The organism is Chryseobacterium phosphatilyticum, from assembly GCF_002899825.2.
In the GTDB taxonomy this organism is placed as follows: Bacteria; Bacteroidota; Bacteroidia; order Flavobacteriales; family Weeksellaceae; genus Chryseobacterium; species Chryseobacterium phosphatilyticum.
This window is the reverse complement of record NZ_PPED02000007.1, coordinates 55,672-73,742: the sequence shown is the minus strand read 5'-3', so window position 1 is coordinate 73,742 and position 18,071 is coordinate 55,672. Positions and strand designations below refer to the sequence as shown.

Here is an 18,071-nt window from a genome sequence, read left to right as displayed (position 1 = left end):
TTTATTTTGTAAATTTGAGAAAAATAAATTTCAATGGAATTATCTAATATAGAACCGCAGATAATCTGGAAAAACTTCTCCAAATTAAATGCAGTTCCAAGACCATCAAAAAAGGAGGAAAAAGTAATTGCTTTCATCAAAGGATTTGGTGAAGACTTAGGTTTAGAAACTACTGTAGATGAAGTAGGAAACGTAATTATTAAAAAACCTGCTACAGCGGGAATGGAAAACCGTAAATCAATCGTGCTTCAGTCGCATCTGGATATGGTTTGCCAGAAAAACAATGACGTTAATTTCGATTTTGAAACAGAAGGGATTAAAATGGAAATTGATGGTGACTGGGTAAAAGCAAAAGGAACTACTTTAGGAGCTGATAATGGTTTAGGAGTAGCTACCATTATGTCTATCCTTGAAAGTTCGGATATTCCTCATCCTGCCCTGGAAGCTTTATTTACCATTGATGAAGAGACAGGTATGACAGGTGCTATTGGTTTAAAACCAGGGCAACTTACAGGAGAAATCCTATTAAACCTTGATACGGAAGAGGATGATGAAATTGACATAGGCTGTGCCGGTGGTGTTGATGTTACCATTACTCAAAACTATGCAACAGAAACTGCAAAAGGACAGATTGTAAGAATTGAAGTAAAAGGTTTGCAGGGTGGACACTCTGGAATGGATATCCATAAAGGTTTCGGAAATGCAAACATTATCCTGGGAAGACTTCTTTACAAAGGATTAGAAAATCAAAATATAGAACTGATCTCTGTTGATGGGGGCGGCTTAAGAAATGCGATCCCAAGAGAAGGAGTTGCTATGATCTCTGTAAGAAATGCACAGGAGTTCATTCAGGAAGTGACTGTTCTTAAAACAGAAATTTTAGAAGAATTTGCTTCTGTAGAACCGGGACTTCAGATCAATATTGAAAACTCTACGTCTTCTGACAAAGCTATTTCAGAAGCAGATTCTAAAAAAGTTATTCTTACTTTAAAAGCTCTTCACAACGGAGTATACAGAATGAGCCCTGATGTGGCAGATCTTGTAGAAGCCTCCAACAACGTCGCAAGAGTTGAATTAAAAGGTGGTGAATTAAAGATTCTTAACCTTACAAGATCTTCGGTAGACTCTTCTAAGTATTCTACAGCAGAACAATTGAAATCTGTAGCTGAATTAGCCGGAATGAATGTAGTATTCAGCGGTTCATATCCAGGATGGAAGCCAAGACCAGGCTCTGAAATCGTACAGATCATGGAAAAGATCTATACTGAAAAGTTCAATGAAAAGCCTCATGTAGTAGCTTGTCATGCAGGTTTAGAATGTGGTATCATCGGTGCCAACTATCCTGAAATGGAAATGGTAAGTTTCGGACCAACCATCAGAGGAGCACACTCTCCTGACGAAAGGGCAAATATCCCTTCTGCTCAGAAGTTCTGGAGCTTCCTGAAAGATATTTTAGCGAATATTCCTCAGAAATAAAAGAGTGTAATAACTATAGTAAATATCCAAAGTCTTTGATTTTGGATATTTTTAATTTTATCAAATCATTAGGCCATATTAAGAAATTAACAACAATTGAATATCTGGAAATTTCAATATAAAATATCAAAGAATATTTTACTATCTTCTTTAGCTTACGAATAAAAACATTCAAATATGAAAAGTATCACCGTATTCTGTGGCTCAAGTTTTGGCACAGATAAAATTTATGAAGAACAGGCATATCTGCTTGGTCAAACCTTGGCAAAACAACAAATACAATTAATTTATGGGGGTTCCCAAACTGGCTTGATGGGAACAATAGCCAATGGTGCCTTGAGTGAAAACGGAAAAGTAACCGGCGTTCTTCCCCATTTTTTACAAGCCAAAGAAATTGCTCATAAAAAACTTACCGAGCTGGTTCTTGTGGAAACGATGCATGAAAGAAAAACCAAAATGAATGATCTTTGTGACGGAGTGATCGTTCTTCCCGGTGGCTATGGAACGCTGGAAGAGTTCTTTGAAATGATCACGTGGGCACAACTCGGACTTCATAAAAAACCTATAGGGATTCTGAATATTGACGGCTTTTACGATGACCTGATTAACCTGGTTCAGAATATGGTGGAGAAAGGTTTTTTAAAGCAGATTAACAGAGATATGCTTCTGATCAGCGATAGTATTGATGAGCTTCTTGAAAAAATGAAAAATTATGAAGCTCCTACGGTTGGGAAGTGGATTTCTAAGGAAGAGATTTAGTAATAAAAAGAGGTATTCATGAATATCTCTTTTTTATTGAAAAAAAGCCAAATAAAAGATTAATTTTATCCCAATATTCAGAACTATTTTTAATTGATAAACAGACTACTGAATACCAGAAAAGACGTTCTGAAGTACATCTGCAACATCACAATCATCTGATATATGAAAACAATTACAAATTTCTTTTGTCTGACATTACTTCTCTGTTTCTTTTGGAGTTTTTCACAGAATCAAAATCTTCTGCAGGATAAAAATACCATAAAAACAGACAATCCATTAAAATCAGAACTTGATCTGGAAGTAGACAAATATGTAAAAAAATACTACGAAGACCCAAAGGCGGTAGGACTTTCTATTGGAATCACAATAAAAGGCAAAGATTATTACTACAATTATGGAGAGTTAGAATATGGAAAACAAGTGCTTCCCAATAATAAAACCATCTATGAAATAGGTTCCATTACCAAAACATTTACGGGAATTCTCACTGCCCAGGCCATTTTAGATAAAAAAATAAGAACAGATGATGATATCCGGAACTACCTTCCTGAGAAGTATCCCAATTTACAATATAATAATCATCCCATTAAAATAATACACCTGGCCAATCATACTTCAAGAATTACAAGAATTTTCCCTAATCTTTATGAAAGACCAGATTATATAGAACTTAATCCGTTTAGCAATTACTCTAAAAAAATGTTCTATGAAGGACTGAAAAACATGAAAATGGATACGCTGCCAGGTGTAAAATACACGTATTCTAATATGGCCGTGAATTTATTAGGATATATTCTTGAGGATGTCTATCATGAAAACTATTTTTCACTGGTCAGAAAATATATTCTGAAACCGCTGCAAATGAACAGTACAACTATAAGTCTTGCAGACGCTAACAAAAATAATATTGCCAAAGCCCATAACAATAACAGAGAGGTGACACCCTATTGGGACTTCCCAGAACTGGTAGCCACCGGAGAATTAAGGTCAAACACCTACGATATGATTAAATATATCAAAGCCAATATTGCCGAAAACCAATTGAATGTTTCATTATCCCATAAGTATACATTTGAAGGAGAAGAAGGCTCTCTCGGACTCAATTGGTTCTTTCATACTACTAAAAACGGAAATACAATGTATGAGCATACCGGTGGAACAGGTGGATCCAGAAGTTCTCTGGAATTCTTTCCGGGACTTCAGTCAGGGTTTATTATTTTAACCAATAATCTTGCAAACAGAAAAATCTTAGAAAAGGATCTGTCTGCATTTGTTGAAAAAACATCTTCCAAATAAATAAAAGCCCGTTTGAGAAAAACTCAAACGGGCTTTATATTAAGATTAAAAAATATTTTCTAAGGATAAGGAGCAATTTCCACTTCAAGTCCTTCCATTTGATCTGCAATATGCAACTGGCATCCCAATCTGCTGTTATCTTTCACGTGGAAAGCTTCAGCCAGCATGGCATCTTCTTCATCTCCCATCGGTTCCAAACCGGGATCATTAATTACATATACCTGGCATGAAGCACACATCGCCATTCCTCCACATACACCAATAGTACCTTCTTCTGCCAATTCATAGGACCGAATAATCTCCATTAAATTCATGGACATATCCGTAGGAGCTATGACATCGTGGGTTACACCTTCTCTGTCGGTGATTTTAATATTAATATCTGACATAATTCTGCAAAATTAGTCAATTTTTTTCACAACAGCCTTCTCTGCTTCTTTACGGCTACCGTCAAATCCGTCTACTCCACTTACCGTAGTATATTTTAATACGAATTTCTTACCAGGATTCAATCTGTTGTAAACACTTTGACACATCAAAGTAGCTTCATGGAAACCACAAAGAATTAATTTTAATTTCCCAGGATACGTGTTGATATCTCCGATAGCATAAATCCCTTCAATATTGGTTTGATAATCAAGGGCGTTGTTTACTACAATAGCATTTTTCTCAATATTTAATCCCCAGTTTCCGATCTCACCCAACTTTGGAGTTAATCCGAATAAAGGAATAAAATAATCAGTTTCCATATCATATGCTTCCTCACCATCTTTTTGAATGGTAATCGCTTCTACTTTTCCATCTCCCTTAATTCCGGTAACTTCAGCAGGAGTAATCAACTTGATCTTCCCCTGATTTTTAAGATCCTGCACTTTTTCTACTGAATCCAAAGCACCTCTGAACTCATTTCTTCTGTGGATCAAAGTCACTTCACTTGCCACATTAGAAAGGAAGATACTCCAGTCAAGTGCAGAGTCTCCTCCACCTGCAATCACTACTTTTTTATTTCTGAAGTGCTCAGGTTCTTTCACGAAATATTCAAGACCTTTTTCTTCATAATCAGCCAGGTTTTCAAAAGTAGGTTTTCTAGGTTCAAAAGTTCCCAATCCACCTGCAATAGCAATAGCTTTACATCTGTGAACTGTTCCTTTGTTGGTGATCACTTCAAACCACTCATCGTCAACCTTTGTATAAGAAACAGCTGTTTCTCCCAGCGTAAATCCGGGTTGGAACTGCTTGATCTGTTCCATTAAATTATCCACCAATTCTCCTGCATTTACTGAAGGATACCCCGGAATATCAAAAATAGGTTTCTTAGGATAAAGTTCTGCCAATTGCCCTCCCGGCTGTGGAAGTGCATCAATAATGTGACACTTCATTTTTAAAAGACCAGCTTCGAAAACTGCAAAAAGTCCTGTAGGTCCTGCACCTATGATCAATATATCAGTGGTTATCATAATTTAAGATAATTTAATTATACATGTAACTGCAAATTTACTAATTTTAATGCGAAGCATATTTAATTGATTCTAAATAAAAACCTGAGATTTGTCAAATATCTATCATTTAAGATTTTAAATTTGGCAATGTATTTGTAAATGACATACCATGAAGAAAATTTTCAATCTTTTTGCAATATTTATATTCTTTATAGGCTCGGCACAGCTGAGTAATATTGCAGACGGTGAATCCATCACTTTCAGGATCCATTATGGCTTTCTGAATGCCGGCACCGCAAATCTTACGACTCAAAAAACCAACTACAAGGGCGTTCCTCATCTCTATGCAAAAGGGACTGGAGCCACCACCGGTGCTGTAAAGGCATTTTTTAAAGTAGAAGATCTTTATGAGAGTTTTATCAATGTAGAAACCGGTCTACCGAGCTTTTATGTAAGAAATGTACGTGAAGGAGGTTATCGCCAGCATTTTGAAACAGTTTTTAATCACGATAATAATACTTTGATTTTAACAGATAAAAAGGAACCTGCCAATGGTTCTAAAGTGATCAAATCTGTAAAAGGCGTTCAGGATATGCTCTCATGCTTTTATTATTTACGCAGCAAAACACCTGACGAGCTGAAAACCGGAACAGTCATCAACATGAATGTATGGATTGACGATGAAATGTTTCCCTTCCAGCTCAAAGTGGTTGGAACCGAAGATCTGAAAACAAAATTCGGAACGATTAATTGTTTGAAAATAATTCCGTCTGTAAAAAGCGGAAGGGTATTTAAAGAAAAAGAAGGGGTAACGATGTGGGTTTCCAATGATGCCAATCATATCCCTATGTTGTTGAAAGCCGAACTGGCTGTAGGCTCTTTAAAAGCTAGTATTGATGATATTAAAAATGTAAAATACCCATTAAAGTTTAGCAAATAAACTACTCTGTAATTTAAAAGAAATTCCAAAATAAAAAAGTCTGTAAAATTTTACAGACTTTTTTTATTTACTCATGTAATACATCCTGAATACCAGTTGTCTTTATTATAGAAGCAGCAATGAGACTGCAGGTCAATACTTCGTTCGTTTTTTCGTAGCTGAAGTATGGATATAAGAAACAAGACACGTGTAAATTTTTCAATAAAAATCAGTTTTTAGTTACCGTTTTGTTTCTTAGGTCAGTAATTAAAAGCAAAAACTTTCCGAGATCTTTTTTTACTATCAAATGTAAAAAAATAACCTCTCTTCTTATGAATTTTCCACCAATCATACAATTTAATAATAATCAATAAGTTACATTTTAAAAATTGATTATTTACTGAGAAAATTGTAAATTAAACACCATATATTACAACATGGCAACCCATAAAACTGTAACCCAAACATCAGACTACGGATATCCTTTTACCAAAGTCTTTTTTATAATACTATTCATAATAGCACCATTTTCATTTTTACAATCCCAAATTGCAAAATTAGATGCTTATTTTTCTACAAAGTCTGAACGAGGGGACTTTAATGGGGTTATTCTTGTTGCTGAAAAAAATAAAATACTATACCAAAAAGCTTTTGGCTTTGCAGATTTTGAAAGCAAACAGCCCAATACTATCCATACACGTTTCCCAGTAGGATCTATAACTAAATTACTAACAGCAACAGCTGTTCTTCAGTTAGTAGATAAAGGACTTCTTAACCTTGACCAACCTGTAAAATCTTATCTGCAAGAATTTCCTTATCCGGAAATAACGCTGACTCACCTTCTTTCGCATACATCCGGTTTACCTTCCTGGGATGTTGTATTTAAGAAAATAATTAAGGAACATCCCAATACCGTATTTAGTAATAAAGACATTTTAAAGGAATATTCAGAACAGAATATCAATTTAGTTTTTAGGCCGGGCTCAGCACATGAATACAACAATGCCAATTCAGTATTTGCAGCCCTGCTTATTGAAAAAATTACTGGTTTATCATATGAAGATTATATGAAGCAGCATATTTTTATTCCTGCAAGTATGAAAAATACTTTTATTCCTACGACCCCTTTTTTTAATTATCTGCCTACAGAACGAAAAAATGTAGCGAAATTATATATAAGTCATATGTATACCCCATTAAAGGAAAATACAGAGACCATACAGTCAAATAAGGAGTACTGGAAAAGGTTTAATTTTAAAGGTTTTGGAGAAGTCATTAGTACAGCAGAGGATTTATTTCAATTTAATACTGCATTAACAACAGGGAAAATCCTTAATTCTTCTGTGTTAAAGGCTGCTCAAGAAGCGATACAGCTTAACAACGGGACAGTTTTACCCAGAGGTATAGGATGGCAGGTTGAAACTGATGATATTTTAGGTAAAATAGTTGGTCATGGTGGCGGGCTCACGGGATTATTGACCAGTTTTGTTTATCAGATAGATACTCAGCGAGTAGCTATTATTTTAGACAATACCCAACAGAACGCAGAAGATCTCAGTATAGATGCGCTGATGATTCTTGCAGGACAGCCTTTGGCCCCTCCAGGGAAAGATTTAGCCCGGATATATGGACGCATTTTATTAGAAAAGGGAGCCGCATCAGCCAGAAATGAACTTTACACATTAAAGAAAAATATAACAGACTATTCTTTGTCTGAGCAGCAATTCAATAAACTTGGTTATGATTTTCTTAGGTCCGGAAAACTACCTCAGGCCCTTGAGACATTTCGCATCAATACAGAACTATTTCCTCAGAGCTTTAATACATTCGATAGTTACGGTGAAGCTCTTCTTAAGAATAAGCAAAAAGAAAAGGCATTGATAATGTATCAAAAGTCAGTGGAATTGAATCCTGATAGCGAAAATGGGAAAAAGATAATTCAGGAATTGATGAAGCAGTAATCTATTGAGAGTTACCGTCTATTTCAGTAGATTCAAGAATATTTAGATCTAAAAGAATTAAAATGATAAATAGCTGTAATAGTTTTCAGTTTTGAATTGTCTTAATTATAGAGGCAGACAAAGAGCTGCGGCATGTCAATACTTCTTTGGGATACCTAGCGGATTCGAATCGGAGTATGGATATAAGAAACAGGACACGTGTAAATTTTTCAATAAAAATCAGTTTTTAGTTACCGTTTTGTTTCTTAGGTCAGTAATTAAAAACAAAAACCTCCGGAGCTCCGGAGGTTGATTTTTTATAATGTTTTGAATTGTTCCAGGGTTCTGATGTCATTCTCAAAGAACATTCTGATATCACTCATTTGGTAAAGAAGCATTGTAATTCTTTCTATACCCATTCCGAATGCATATCCTGAATATTTTTCAGAATCAATATTAACATTCTTCAGTACGGCAGGATCTACCATTCCGCACCCCATAATTTCAAGCCATCCTGTTCCTTTTGTAATTCTGTAATCTGTCTCAGAGTTTAATCCCCAATACACATCAATCTCAGCACTTGGCTCAGTAAAAGGGAAGAATGAAGGTCTCATTCTGATTTTTGACTTTCCAAAAAGTTCTGTAGTGAAGAACTGGATCGTTTGTTTTAAATCTGCAAAACTTACATTCTCATCAATATATAATCCTTCAATCTGATGGAAAATACAGTGAGAGCGTGAAGAGATTGCTTCATTTCTGAATACTCTTCCCGGAGATAAAATTCTGATTGGTGGCTGGTTTTCTTCCATATAACGTGTCTGTACGGAAGAGGTATGTGTTCTCAAAAGAATATCCGGATTCTGCTCAATAAAGAACGTATCCTGCATATCTCTTGCCGGGTGGTATTCCGGAAGGTTGAGCGCTGTAAAATTATGCCAGTCATCTTCAATCTCAGGACCGTCCGCAACTGCAAAACCGATTGACTTGAAAATTTCAATGATTCTGTTTTTAACCACATTGATCGGATGTCTTGAACCCAATTCCAATGGAAAGGCAGGTCTTGTAAGATCTTCTTTTTCTACAACAACAGAGGATTCGGAAGCATTTTTCAAATCTTCCAGTTTTACAGCAACTGCTTGTTTTAAAGTATTAATCTTTTGCCCGAAATCTTTCTTCTGGTCGTTAGGAACTTCTTTAAATTTTTCAAAAAAATCATTCAGAACCCCTTTTTTACCGTTGTACTTGATTCGGAAGTTTTCTATTTCTTCCTTAGAGGTAGCATTGAAGCCATTTACTTCGATCAGTAGTTCTTCTATCTTTTCTATCATTATTTTACCCTTTCAAAATGTTTTGCAAAAATACGACATTTAAGTTGAATAATTAATCCGTAATAAAAAAATCTGCCTCTTTTTCGGGAGGCAGACTTCAATCACTTATTTCACTTAAATAAAAAAATTATTTCTTTTCTAAAGCTTTAACGCTGATCTGAAGAGTCACCTCATCCTTAATCACACCGTTTTCAGCAGGAGCCTGGAATTTTACACCAAACTCTTCTCTCTTGATATCTTTCGGCTCAGTAGCAACACTTACTTCTCCGTCTTTCACAGAAACATTTGCCTTAAACTGAACAGGTTTTGTAATTCCTTTAATGGTTAAATTACCATCCAAAAGAGTATTATAATCACCTTCTGTAGCCGGCGTAACCTTAGTAATTTCAAAAGAAGCAGTCGGGAATTTTTCTACTTCAAAGAAATCACCACTCTTCAGGTGACCATTTAATTTCCCTAAATCTTCCGGGCTGTCTTTTAAATCCACAGAAGTTAAAGAATTCATATCAGCAACGAATTTTCCGCTTTCCAGTTTTCCGTCTTTCACTGTTACATCTCCACTTTCAAACTTAATTGTTCCGAAATGGCTCGTATTTTCAGATTTAAATACTTTATATCCCTTCCATTCAACCTTACTGTTTAGCGTATCCAAAGTGTACTGGCTACCGTCTTTAGTAGTTGCCACTTCATTGCTTTCGCTGGTAAGAGGTTTATCTTTTTTACAAGAAACCATCACCGCAGCAATAAATAAAGCAGGAATAGCTAACGAAAACAGTTTTTTTCTCATTTTTGATTTATTTTTATTACTCCCGCTAATATAATAAAAAAAATTGTGTTTTCATAAAAACCTTACATTTGTAATATGCTATTAGAAATAAACAAATTATTTTTCTCACACACCAAAGATAAATCTCTGTTTCAAAATCTTAATTTGAGGTTTGAAGCCAATAAAATCATAGCCCTGGCCGGAGAAAGCGGATGTGGAAAATCAACTCTTCTCGGTTTAATTTATGGACTTCTTGATTGGGAAAGCGGAGATATTATTTTTGACGGAACCCGGCTTTTAGGTCCTAAAGGAAATCTGGTTCCGGGGGAAACCGATATGAAGTTTGTAGCTCAGAATTTTGATCTGATGCCCTATGCTACCGTTGCCGAAAATGTAGGGAAGTTTATTTCAAATATTAATTTAAAGCAAAAGAAAGAAACCGTTATGGAACTTCTTGAAGTGGTAGGGCTTCAGGAATTTGCCAATGTACTTCCCAAATATTTAAGCGGAGGCCAGCAACAAAGGGTTGCCATTGCCAGAGCACTTTCCGTTCTTCCAAAGTTACTTATCCTTGATGAACCTTTCAGTAATCTGGATTTCCCAAGAAAAATAGAACTTCGCGAAAGGTTATTCCGCTATGTAAAGCAACGTGGAGTTTCTTTAATTATTTCTACTCACGAGCTTCAGGATATCATGCCATGGCTGGATCAGATTGTCATTCTTCAGGATGGAAGGCTCATTCAAAATGACAGTCCGGAACAAACGTACAGACATCCTTATAACTCCTATGTAGCTAAACTATTCGGAGAGGTAAATATTTTTACGGAGGCTGAAGCGGAGGATTTTCAACTTCCAAAACGGTCTTATTATCCTAAAGAAATCAGGATTGTCGAAAACGGCCTTAATGCAGAGGTAATAGAAAGCAGATTTGCAGGAAATTACTACTGGAATAAGATTAAAGCTAAAGGTAAGGAACTGGTCGTATATACTGACGAAAGGTTGGGTGGAACAATTGAGATTTTGTTTATTTAAGACATAACACATACATTCCCTTACACTTATCAACAATTTGTGGATAAAAAAACTACAAATGTAAGAACCTGTTTTGAAACTTTTTCTTACATTTGTAGTTACACAGCATAAGGAAATTGTTGGTTATTTCTCTTTCTGCCTTCCAGACGGACATTAGCAATCTTGCAATTAAGTCTTTTGAAAGATTACACTGTCCAATTTTTTCCTTTTCTTTATTTTCAGGCTATATAGCTGAAGCTACTAGGCTTTCTTCACAAACTCGGATTTCAAAGCCATGGCTCCAAAACCATCAATTTTACAATCAATATTATGATCACTACCCGGTCTTAATCTGATATTTTTCACTTTAGTCCCTGCTTTTACCGGCTTCGGTGCCCCTTTTACCGGAAGATCCTTAACAACGACTACAGAATCACCATCCTGAAGCTCATTTCCGTTAGAATCCAATATTTTACCTTCGTTAGCCACTTCAGAAGCTGTTTCTTCAGGATTCCATTCATAAAAACACTGGGAACACACCATCATATTATCGCTCGGATAAGTAAACTCGGAGCTACATTTCGGACAAAGTACTGTATCACTCATATTTTAATTTTTTGCAAAGGTAGGGCTTTAGAAGGCTGAAGTCAAGAGCAGAAAAGATGACAGATCAGGTGATGACAGGAATACAATATCTATTGTTAATTTTTACTTTATAAAATCTCAATTATGAATTTAGTTTAAAAATCAACTGTTAATGTTCGCAAAAACGTCTCATTCAGCTAAGATATGAACTCATTTGTTGTTGAATAAAACCTTATAGCAACTCGTCTCAGAATAGGATGAATAATTTAGAAATACTTTGTGAACTCTGCGTTAAAATACACTAATAAGATTGATAAGTGGCACAAATTCACTTTCCATCATTGATTACACACTATTATTCTTCTACTCTAATTCCCTCCCACCCTCAAACTCTTCAACTCTCAACTATAATTCGTACTTTTGCAGATTCAAAACAGCGAAGCAAATTTATGGAACTTATTCACAGAAACTTAGCGATCGGAATTCACGATGCTTTACAAGAAACATTTTTCGAGAAAAATAAATACGCAGATAAAGTAATCGAACGACTTTTAAAAGCTAATAGAAAATGGGGAAGCCAGGACAGAGCTGTTGTTTCTGAAATTTTCTACAATATTATCCGTTGGAAAAAGCGTCTTGAGTATTATATGGGAGAAGGGGTAAAACCCAACAACATCTATAAACTTATCATTGCTTATCTTCTTTGGAGCAAAACCAATTATAAAAAGTTTGAAGAATTTGACGGAATTAAAATTGCGGATATTCTTACTAAACTTAAAAAGAACTCCGTTCCTACAAAAGCTATAGAACATTCTATTCCGGACTGGTTGGCAGAAACATTAGAAAAAGAGCTTGGTGCAGGTTGGGAAAGAGAAATGATTGCACTGAATGAGCAGGCACCTACAGTTTTAAGGGCCAATTCTTTAAGAACAACACCAAAGGAGCTTATTTCGGATCTTTCTGATGAGGGAGTGGTTTCTTTTCCTATTAAAAACTTTCCGGATGCTGTACAGCTGGAAGAAAAAAAGAACGTATTTCTTACCACAGCTTTCAAAGAAGGATTATTTGAAGTTCAGGATGCCTCTTCACAGAAAATCGGATATTTCCTTGATGTAAAAGAAGGTCAAAGAGTGGTGGATGCGTGTGCAGGTGCAGGAGGAAAAACACTCCACTTAGCAGCATTAATGCAAAATAAAGGTCAGATTATTGCCTTAGATATTTTTGAATGGAAACTGGCTGAGCTCAAGCGTCGCGCTAAAAGAGCCGGAGCTCACAATATTGAAACAAGAATGATCTCCGATAATAAAGTCATCAAACGTCTTCATGAAAAAGCAGACAGATTATTGATCGACGCCCCATGTTCAGGTCTTGGAGTTTTAAAAAGAAACCCGGACAGCAAATGGAAAATTGATCAGGACTTTATTGACAGAATCAAAAAAGAACAACAACAGATTCTTCAGGATTATTCAAAAATGCTTAAGAAAGGAGGGAAAATGGTATATGCGACATGCTCTATTCTTCCGTCAGAGAATAATAAACAGGTAGAAGAATTCATACAAAACAATCCTGGATTCAAAATGATCAAAGACGAAAAAGTAATGCCTAGTACAGGATACGACGGATTCTACATGGCTTTGATCGAAAGAATTTCTTAATATGATTACCTTATTCAGATAAAAATAAAACTACTCTTAACGGGTAGTTTTTTTGTTTTTTATTGTTAAAATCTGTAACATTTCCTCCTTTTTACCTACTTACTCTATAGATTAAACCGCTTTTGATGCACCACAAAATTGTTTTCAGTTTTCTGTCTGTTTTTTTATTTTGCCTGATTTCAGCACAAACCTATGAAATCACCTACACAACTTCTTATAATGGAAAAGTAGTGCCTGATCAACCCTCTACCATAGTCTGGGTTAATGAAAAAGAAAACATTATGATCAATAGCAGTATTAAGGAACAAAAAAGCAACTTCCCTTTTGAAATAACCAAGGTTGAAAAACCATCAAATACACTTATTTCTTATGCTTTTTTAAAACCGGGCGAGATTATTTCATCTTCAGATACAGAATCAGTAGGAAAACAGAATTTTGAACTCACAAATGAAACCAAAAAGATTCTGAATTACACATGTAAAAAAGCCATTACCAAAGTCAATTCAAATACTATTGAGATCTGGTATACCAGTGATTTAAAGCTTCAGGGAGGACCATCCGTTTTGGGGCAAAGCTTAGGGCTCGTTCTGGAAGTGGAAAAAAACAAAAACTCACTCATCACAGCCACTTCCATCAAAAAAATCAAGAATACAGGAATTGAAAATATCGTCAAAGGATCCGTACAATCTACGGATCAGCTAGGATATAAAGATCTTCTTTGGAAAAGCAGATTTACCACCTTAAAGGTTTTTGAGAATGAAATTATCAATTTTTCTGACGCTTCAAAATCAGACCAGCTGATAAAAAGATATGCCAACGGAACAATTATCCTTAAGAAAGTACAATTTCCGACTATTAAAGAGGGCGAAAACATTTTCGTAGAACTAAAACAACAGTCAAATGGAGATGCCTATGACAGAACAGGAACTGTATTTTTTATTCCTCAGGATAAAGAAAAATCTTTTTTTGACGGTCTTGAGAAAGGAGCAAAAACTCTTCCTGCTTTCGAAAATGGAAACGGAAAGCAATATCATGGAGTGATCGCCACAGAAAACTACAATCCGGCCATAGAAATGATGAGATTCTTTACTCCCTTTGGAATTCAGAAATTCAATCATATCCAGCTGAAAGATAAAATCTGGCAAACCATAAGCCCTTACCGACAGGATATTACAGAATTAAAACCTTCCCTATCAGAAAAAGAATTATGGGTAGGTGTATTCATTGGCAATTACGATAAAGGAGGACATAAAGTAAGCCTTGAGGTCACCATTCATAAAAGCGATCAAACTGTTTATAAAAACAATACTGCTATTCCTTTATTCAATACATTAAATATTATGGAAATGGCAGGACAGGACTATTCTACGATGTTTAATCAGGATAAAGGACTTTTTGTTGATTTTACTTTAACTAAAGACCTTAAAAATGCCCAACTGAGATATATAACCACCGGACATGGGGGTTGGGAAAACGGGGATGAGTTTGTCCCGAAAACCAATTCTATATTGGTTGACGGAAAACCCATATTTTCTTTTGTACCCTGGAGAACAGACTGCGGATCCTACAGGCTTTATAATCCTGCTTCCGGAAACTTTCAGGACGGACTTTCTTCCTCAGACCTCAGCAGATCCAACTGGTGCCCGGGAACAGTCACCAATCCAAATTTCATCTTTCTTGGCGATATAAAGGCTGGAAAACATACTATTCAAATAAAAATCCCACAAGGTCCTACAGAAGGAACAAGTTTCAGTTCATGGAATGTATCGGGCACTTTGTTAGGGGTACAATAAAAACAAAACCTTCTTGCATGAGAATTGCAAGAAGGTAAAAACACAAATGATGAAAAAAAATTATTTCGAGCCACAAAGTAATGACTAAAATTAATTAAATAAATTACCATATATTAATAAATATGTCATTTTTATTTTGTATATAAGCACCGTTAAATTTCAGTTAACGAAAAAAATTAATCAAAAACATATTAATCAATTCAAATAGTTAATATTTTTCACTATTTCAAATTATTTAATTAAAAATTTTCTTATTTAAATATTTTTTATTGTTATTTATAAACATCAATCCTACTTTTGTTTCATAAATAATAAAAAATATGTGTGGAATAGTATGTTTATTTGACGCCAAACAAAAAACTGAAGTATTAAGACCTCAGATATTGGAGATGTCAAAAAAAATCCGTCACAGAGGACCGGATTGGAGCGGAGTTTATCAGGATGAAAAAGTAGTTTTCTCCCATGAAAGACTTGCCATTGTAGACCCTACTTCAGGGAAACAACCCTTATTTACCAAAGATGGAAAAGTGGTATTAGCCGTAAACGGTGAAATCTATAACCATAGAGCATTAAAAGAAGAATTTCCGGATTATGAATTTCAGACTCAATCTGATTGCGAAGTCATTCTCGCATTATACAGAAAATACGGAAAAGATTTTGTTGAAAAGCTGAACGGAATTTTTGCATTCGCCTTATATGATACAGAAAACGATGTATACCTGATCGCCCGTGACCACATGGGAATCTGTCCTCTTTACCAAGGTTGGGACAAAAACGGAAACTATTATGTTGCATCAGAATTAAAAGCATTGGAAGGGGTTTGTAAAAAAATTGAAACATTCTTACCAGGACATTTACGATACAGCAAAGATGGAGAAACTCTTCAGCAATGGTACACCAGAGATTGGGAAAGTTTTGACCATGTAAAAGATAATGAAACAGATATTTCTGCTTTAAGAAAAGGACTTGAAGACGCCGTTCACAGGCAATTGATGAGTGATGTTCCTTACGGAGTTCTTCTTTCCGGGGGCTTAGACTCTTCTGTAATTTCTGCAATTACCGCAAAATTTGCCAGACAGAGAATTGAAAGCGGTGATACTCAGGAAGCATGGTATCCCAGACTTCATAGCTTTGCCGTAGGACTGGTAGGTTCACCTGACCTTGCAGCAGCCCAAAAAGCCGCAGAACATATCGGATCTGTTCACCACGAAGTTAACTTTACCGTTCAGGAGGGACTGGATGCTATACGAGATGTGATCTATCATCTGGAAACTTATGATGTAACTACGATCAGAGCTTCCACACCGATGTATCTTCTGGCAAGGGTTATCAAATCTATGGGGATCAAAATGGTTCTTTCCGGAGAAGGTTCTGATGAATTATTTGGTGGTTATCTATACTTCCACAAAGCTCCGAATGCCAAAGAATTCCATGATGAAACTGTGAGAAAACTAGGAAAACTTCACCTGTACGATTGTTTAAGAGCCAATAAAGCTTTGATGAGCTGGGGGATTGAAGGAAGGGTTCCTTTCTTAGATAAAGAGTTCATGGATATTGCCATGACCCAAAACCCTAAAGATAAAATGATCAATGTTTCTGAGGGAAAAATTGAGAAATGGGTATTAAGAAAAGCTTTTGAAGATCTTCTTCCGGAATCTATTGCATGGAGACAGAAAGAACAGTTTTCAGACGGTGTCGGATATTCCTGGATAGATACATTGAAAGATGTCGCTGAAAAAGAAGTGACGGATGAGATGATGACCAACGCAAGATTCAGATTCCCGCTGAACACCCCTCAAAACAAAGAGGAATACCGATACAGAACGATCTTTGAAGAGCATTTTCCAAGTGAAACTTCAGCCGCTACAGTTCCTTCTGTTCCGTCGGTAGCATGTTCCACTCCTATCGCACTGGAATGGGATGAAGCTTTTAAGAAAATGAATGATCCTAGCGGAAGAGCGGTTAAAGTACATGAAACCTCTTATTAGTTGAAAATGGAAAGTTGAAAGTTGAAAATGCGAACAGACCATCAATATTAATGATTGTTTTTCTAAATTTACTTTTCATACTATTCAAAATAATCTGATTTTAGCTTCTACGATCTGAGTTCAGATACATAAATTTATTAATCCTGTAGCGATACAGGATTTTTTCTTGAATTAACGACAACAATATAGCATAATTTAACTCACAATCAAAAATAATATCTAATAAATAATTATATTTGGAAAACGAAAATATCAATTATAAAAAAATGAGAAGAAACCTTACTGTTTTATTTGCCTTATTATCCATAAGTTTCGCCTTCGGACAAGGAAAATACGGCAAGTATTTGAATTCAAAAAAGCTTGCTTTATCTTATAAAAGTGTGAAAGATGTGGATAAAGATGATTACTATCAGCAATATTACTGGCTTGTAAAAGCTGAACAGCTTAAAACGTATCCTCACTTAAAAGATATAAAGCCTGTTGTTTTATACGAATTTGTAAAATATGTAAACCCTCAGAATCCTACGAAAAAACTGGATGACAGAAGCAAGGAATTGAGAGCAACGGCAGAATTGTCATTAAATCAATATTTTAAAAATAAAAAATTTGAAAACAATTCCGTGTTAATGTACAACCTTGAAACCTATGTTGACCCTTCAAAAGGGCAATATTATACTAAAGTTGATCCTGAAAAAATCAAAGAACTGGTTCCGAAAGAATTGTTTGCATTTAATTCATTCAACAGGAACATAGGCGAAGAAAAGACCTATTACCTGTGGATAGATAAGAAAAAAGATGATTTAAATATTGTAGATATCATTCCTAGTGAAAAAGAAGACAAATCTTTCTATACAAGACTGAAGCAATATCTTCCAAGCTATAAGTTTTCAAAATATGTTCCCTCTGTGAAAAAAGGAAACAAGTCTGACAAAACAGACCTTGATTACTATTACATTATGCCATTTGAGCAGAATACAGACAATATAGAATACAAAACCAAGGATTTCAAAAACTTTACATTAAGCCAGTACAAAAAAGCCGGTGACGAATGGAAAGGAGTAGAAAAACCTAGAAAATAAATCAAAAAGTCCTGTGAAATATCACAGGACTTTT

The 18,071-nt window shown here is 35.3% G+C and carries 15 protein-coding genes; 10 read left to right on the top strand and 5 right to left on the bottom strand.

The window, feature by feature from the left end:
- Window positions 1-33: 33 nt before the first annotated feature.
- From C1631_RS21690 to C1631_RS21680, 3 genes are all read left to right on the top strand, one after another.
- Window positions 34-1,476 (top strand): aminoacyl-histidine dipeptidase, encoded by a 1,443-nt coding sequence (locus C1631_RS21690; protein ID WP_109714179.1) that lies wholly within the window; start codon window positions 34-36, stop codon window positions 1,474-1,476.
- 177 nt (window positions 1,477-1,653) lie between these two features.
- On the top strand, window positions 1,654-2,235 hold the full coding sequence (locus tag C1631_RS21685; RefSeq protein WP_109714177.1) for an LOG family protein: 582 nt from the start codon (window positions 1,654-1,656) through the stop codon (window positions 2,233-2,235).
- Between the two features lie 165 nt (window positions 2,236-2,400).
- Complete coding sequence (locus C1631_RS21680; RefSeq protein ID WP_109714175.1) at window positions 2,401-3,534, top strand: serine hydrolase domain-containing protein; 1,134 nt, start codon at window positions 2,401-2,403, stop codon at window positions 3,532-3,534.
- Between the two features lie 59 nt (window positions 3,535-3,593).
- Here the strand turns inward: C1631_RS21680 and C1631_RS21675 are convergent, their stop codons facing one another.
- Together C1631_RS21675 and C1631_RS21670 are read right to left on the bottom strand one after the other, a co-directional pair.
- A complete protein-coding gene (locus C1631_RS21675; protein ID WP_103247743.1) occupies window positions 3,594-3,923 on the bottom strand; it encodes a 2Fe-2S iron-sulfur cluster-binding family protein in 330 nt (109 codons plus the stop codon).
- 12 nt (window positions 3,924-3,935) lie between these two features.
- Window positions 3,936-4,991: an NAD(P)/FAD-dependent oxidoreductase gene (locus C1631_RS21670; RefSeq protein ID WP_103247742.1), complete on the bottom strand. Its 1,056-nt coding sequence runs from the start codon at window positions 4,989-4,991 to the stop codon at window positions 3,936-3,938.
- A 151-nt stretch (window positions 4,992-5,142) separates the two neighbouring features.
- Here C1631_RS21670 and C1631_RS21665 point away from each other — a divergent pair, with 151 nt between their 5' ends.
- Both C1631_RS21665 and C1631_RS21660 read left to right on the top strand, forming a co-directional pair.
- Complete coding sequence (locus tag C1631_RS21665) at window positions 5,143-5,913, top strand: DUF3108 domain-containing protein (RefSeq protein ID WP_109714173.1); 771 nt, start codon at window positions 5,143-5,145, stop codon at window positions 5,911-5,913.
- Between the two features lie 416 nt (window positions 5,914-6,329).
- Window positions 6,330-7,853, top strand: coding sequence for a serine hydrolase domain-containing protein (locus C1631_RS21660; protein WP_103247741.1), 1,524 nt, complete (start codon window positions 6,330-6,332; stop codon window positions 7,851-7,853).
- Window positions 7,854-8,149: 296 nt separating this feature from the next.
- Here C1631_RS21660 and pheS read toward each other — a convergent pair whose 3' ends face one another.
- Together pheS and C1631_RS21650 are read right to left on the bottom strand one after the other, a co-directional pair.
- Complete coding sequence (pheS, locus tag C1631_RS21655) at window positions 8,150-9,160, bottom strand: phenylalanine--tRNA ligase subunit alpha (RefSeq protein ID WP_103247740.1); 1,011 nt, start codon at window positions 9,158-9,160, stop codon at window positions 8,150-8,152.
- Between the two features lie 127 nt (window positions 9,161-9,287).
- Window positions 9,288-9,947: a YceI family protein gene (locus C1631_RS21650; protein WP_103247739.1), complete on the bottom strand. Its 660-nt coding sequence runs from the start codon at window positions 9,945-9,947 to the stop codon at window positions 9,288-9,290.
- Between the two features lie 75 nt (window positions 9,948-10,022).
- Here C1631_RS21650 and C1631_RS21645 point away from each other — a divergent pair, with 75 nt between their 5' ends.
- Complete coding sequence (locus tag C1631_RS21645) at window positions 10,023-10,958, top strand: sulfate/molybdate ABC transporter ATP-binding protein (protein WP_109714171.1); 936 nt, start codon at window positions 10,023-10,025, stop codon at window positions 10,956-10,958.
- Window positions 10,959-11,198: 240 nt separating this feature from the next.
- Here the strand turns inward: C1631_RS21645 and C1631_RS21640 are convergent, their stop codons facing one another.
- A complete protein-coding gene (locus C1631_RS21640) occupies window positions 11,199-11,543 on the bottom strand; it encodes a zinc ribbon domain-containing protein YjdM (RefSeq protein ID WP_103248329.1) in 345 nt (114 codons plus the stop codon).
- Window positions 11,544-11,971: 428 nt separating this feature from the next.
- On the opposite strand from C1631_RS21640, the gene C1631_RS21635 reads away from it, so the two are divergent.
- The 4 genes from C1631_RS21635 (at window position 11,972) to C1631_RS21620 (ending at window position 18,037) form a co-directional block, all read left to right on the top strand.
- Window positions 11,972-13,177, top strand: coding sequence for an RsmB/NOP family class I SAM-dependent RNA methyltransferase (locus C1631_RS21635; RefSeq protein ID WP_109714168.1), 1,206 nt, complete (start codon window positions 11,972-11,974; stop codon window positions 13,175-13,177).
- Window positions 13,178-13,302: 125 nt separating this feature from the next.
- Complete coding sequence (locus C1631_RS21630) at window positions 13,303-14,970, top strand: GLPGLI family protein (RefSeq protein ID WP_109714166.1); 1,668 nt, start codon at window positions 13,303-13,305, stop codon at window positions 14,968-14,970.
- 320 nt (window positions 14,971-15,290) lie between these two features.
- Window positions 15,291-16,958, top strand: coding sequence for an asparagine synthase B (gene asnB / locus C1631_RS21625; protein ID WP_103248326.1), 1,668 nt, complete (start codon window positions 15,291-15,293; stop codon window positions 16,956-16,958).
- A gap of 236 nt (window positions 16,959-17,194) precedes the next feature.
- Window positions 17,195-18,037 carry a hypothetical protein gene (locus C1631_RS21620; protein WP_228441424.1) on the top strand — a complete coding sequence of 281 codons (843 nt, stop codon included), beginning with the start codon at window positions 17,195-17,197 and terminating at the stop codon, window positions 18,035-18,037.
- Window positions 18,038-18,071: the final 34 nt, after the last annotated feature.